This window comes from Belnapia moabensis DSM 16746 (assembly GCF_000745835.1).
Taxonomy (GTDB): domain Bacteria; phylum Pseudomonadota; class Alphaproteobacteria; order Acetobacterales; family Acetobacteraceae; genus Belnapia; species Belnapia moabensis.
In genome coordinates, this window is record NZ_JQKB01000214.1 from 1 (window position 1) to 3,053 (window position 3,053).

Annotated in this window: 4 protein-coding genes and 1 pseudogene; 2 read left to right on the forward strand and 3 right to left on the reverse strand. The window is 64.6% G+C overall.

What is annotated here, in order from left to right:
- Window positions 1-171: 171 nt before the first annotated feature.
- From EP26_RS37935 to EP26_RS38895, 3 genes and pseudogenes are all read right to left on the reverse strand, one after another.
- Window positions 172-426, reverse strand: coding sequence for a winged helix-turn-helix domain-containing protein (locus EP26_RS37935; RefSeq protein ID WP_245624574.1), 255 nt, complete (start codon window positions 424-426; stop codon window positions 172-174).
- A gap of 154 nt (window positions 427-580) precedes the next feature.
- Window positions 581-757, reverse strand: a pseudogene (locus EP26_RS38890) (DUF4910 domain-containing protein); the annotation flags it as partial.
- Window positions 727-1,407: a DUF4910 domain-containing protein gene (locus EP26_RS38895; protein WP_084113180.1), complete on the reverse strand. Its 681-nt coding sequence runs from the start codon at window positions 1,405-1,407 to the stop codon at window positions 727-729. The pseudogene EP26_RS38890 and the gene EP26_RS38895, both read right to left, overlap by 31 nt.
- Before the next feature lie 363 nt (window positions 1,408-1,770).
- Here EP26_RS38895 and EP26_RS35925 point away from each other — a divergent pair, with 363 nt between their 5' ends.
- Window positions 1,771-2,061 carry a Rossmann-fold NAD(P)-binding domain-containing protein gene (locus EP26_RS35925; RefSeq protein WP_157033965.1) on the forward strand — a complete coding sequence of 97 codons (291 nt, stop codon included), beginning with the start codon at window positions 1,771-1,773 and terminating at the stop codon, window positions 2,059-2,061.
- Entirely contained in the window at window positions 1,946-2,965 is a 1,020-nt protein-coding gene (locus tag EP26_RS30260; RefSeq protein WP_084113181.1) for a glycosyltransferase family 2 protein, read from the forward strand. Before EP26_RS35925 ends, EP26_RS30260 begins: the two co-directional genes overlap by 116 nt.
- Window positions 2,966-3,053: the final 88 nt, after the last annotated feature.

The following is a 3,053-nucleotide window of genomic DNA, read 5'->3' on the forward strand; positions in this document are numbered from 1 at the left end:
TGACGGCTACTGGCAGAGCATGGATTCACTCCGCGACAAGCAACTGCTGGAAGCGCGCTGGGCAACCGATGCACCATGGAAAGTGTGGGATTAGGGGTGCGCGGCGCCTCAGGCGAGGCCGTAGATGAAGGAGTACGCCGGGAGGGCGGAGCGCATCCTGATGGGTGGGGCTCACGCCCGCTCCCTCCCTGGCTTTTCCGCGTCGCCCAAAACCGCTGCGCCTTCAGATGATGGCGTTACCGTAACAGGCAATCCAGCTGCTTCCGCGGTCAGCCTCGCCGCGCGGATTTCGGCGAAGGGCAGGCCGGCACGCTCGGCCATGTCGAACAGGCTGTATCGTCCATCGGTGAGGTTCAGCACCCAAAGGAGCACCATCTGCCCGTAGCCGCACCCTGCCGCCACCGGCCCGATGCCGCCGATCGGCACGTAGGGCCGCGGCGCCCGAGCTGTGGATCGCCATAGACGAGGTCGAAACCAGCATGCGGACCTCCTCGAGTACCTTGGCGATGACGGCGAGCGCGGCGAAGGAGTGCACCAAATGCTCCCGGCCGGACGAAGCCGAGGTTGTCGGCGGCGCTGTGGTATCCGGCGAGCGCATGAGGTAGCCGATCGGCAGGTCGAAGCTGAGCGAGGAGTATTGACGCTCGTCATGGCCATAAGGCGAGAAGGGTAGCGGCCGGTTCTCGGGCAATTCGTGCTGCGGTACATGCGGGGCGACGCGGTCGATTATCGCCGAGGCAGGTGAGCACCAGCCCATGCGCGATCCGCTCGATATTGTCGGGCAAGGAAGAGGAAGCGCCAGTTCAGCCGGCGCCGGCGCGTCGCCAGGACGCGCGCGAGTTCGAGCCCGAGCGCGATGCCAGAGAGGTTGTCGTTGGCGAGCGACGTGTGGCAGCTGTGGATGGAGATCAGTACTTCTGCCTCGCTCTCGCCCGGCAGTAGGTATCCGCGGCAGGACAATGATCTTTGCTTCAGCTCGGCACTGGTATGCACGCAATAGGCTTCATCAACCAAGCCTTTGCGCAACCAACGCGGCAGATGAAAGCCCCAGCTGTCGCTGCAACAGGCGGTGCGTAGGGGATGAGATCCGGCTGCTCCGGAATGCTGTCCGGGCCTTGTTGCGCTTCCGTAGGAAACAGCAGGGCGTCGATGGCGTGGCTCTATTGCAGGAGGTGGGGGTTGTGCTCGGCGGAATCGACGACCGTCGAGCCGGCGGATTGCGGCGCTGCGCGGCACCCATTCGCACGGCACGGTCCCGTCGAGCACCGGCGTACCGCTTGGCACCTCATGGATCTCGAGCGGGATGCGCGCGCCAGTATGGCGCAGCGTCTCGTGGAGGCCCTTGGCCCGTGATGCTGAGGCAGATCGGGAGATACGCGGCGCAATGCGAATGCAGAGCCCCGCCACTGGCCGTCATGGCCTCGCCGCCACATCAGTCCTTGACTGTAAGGATGCCGTTCCGTTTCATTGAGCGGAGGGCGCCATGCCGTTGCGACACAGCAAGATATGACGATGCCGTTAGACACGTTTGCAATGGCGAACTTTTCTCAAGGTGCAGTGAGCGCACGGCGTTGGGAGAACAAACCCCTTCGCATGTCTGCAATGTTAAACGCGGATTAGGTCGGCCACGATGAAGATGGCTCTGGTCGGCAGGGGAGGCGAGAGGCTCGTGACTTCATCGACGGTGACCCCATGCAACCTGCCGGGATAAGGATCTGACACGCATGGATGGCACCAACCTTGCTGCGTTGGTAACCCTGCTTCGAGCAGATTCGCGCGCCGGAGGCGATCCTCGAAGCGCGGCTGGACTATGCTCTGATCCTGCCTTGGAACCTCCGCGAGGAGTTCTCCAGGCAAATGGCCGCCATCCGCGAATGGGGCGGCCGCTTCGTCGCGCCCATCCGCGGATGGAAATTTCTTAACAAGCCGGCGGAGGCCGATCCCAATGTCCATGGTCTGTGCCGTCGTCCTCACCTACAACCGCCGCGACTTGCTGGCCGAGTGCCTGCAGGCCATCGCGGCTCAGACCCATCACTGCGATCGCATCATCGTCGTCGATAATGCCAGCTCCGACGGCACGGCGCAGATGGTGGCGGAGCGCTGGGCCGGGCGCGTGGACTTGCATGTGCTCGGCACCAATATCGGCGCGGCAGGTGGCTTCAACCTCTGCATGCGCCTCGCCTATCAGACGGGTGCCGAATATATCTGGATAATGGACGACGACGTCCTGCCGGAGCCGGACGCGCTGGCCGCGCTGCTCGATGCGGGTCGGTTGCTCGACGCTCGCGGCATCAGCCCCGCCTTCCTCACTTCCGTCGCCCGCGCACCGGGCGGCGAAGTGACCAACGTGCCCGAGCTGGACCGCCGCCTCAACGCCCTTGCCTATGAAAACTGGCCGGATTTGCTGGACCATGGGCTGGTGCCGGTGACGCGCTCTGCCTTCGTCTCCAATCTCTTCCCGCGCGCGACGCTGACGCGGCATGGCCTGCCGATCGCCGCGATGTTCATCTGGGGCGAGGATTCGGAATTCACTTGGCGGATCACGCAGGACCGGCCGGGCTACATGGTCGGGGCAAGCCGGGCCCTGCATGTGCGCCAGCTTGCCGGCGTGCTCGACATCCGCACCGAGCGCAACCCGGCGCGCATCAACTACCACTTTCACCGAATCCGAAACGATATCTACCTGAAGCGGCGCTTCGAGAACCCGCGCGCGGTGGCCCGGTTGGTCCGCCGTCAACTGGCGCTGGCTTTCCGGCTTTGCCAGGCGCAGGAATTCTTCAAGGCGCGTGTCGTGTTGCGCGGGTTGCTGGCCGGTCTGTCCTTCAACCCGCCCATCGAGGCAGCGGACGCGCCCTGCACCATCGCCGGCATCCGCCATGTCGGCGAAGAGATACCGGTCGCGGCAGTGCTGGCGCCGGTGGAGCAGCAGGCTTTCCCGAACGACCTGCGGCCTGCCGTTTATTGAGGCGGCCCCCATTGTCTTGACTACGCGGCGTAGCGGAATTGCGGGTGCTGAAAGATGGAGCGGATCCGCTGCGGCCGCTTGGCAAGGC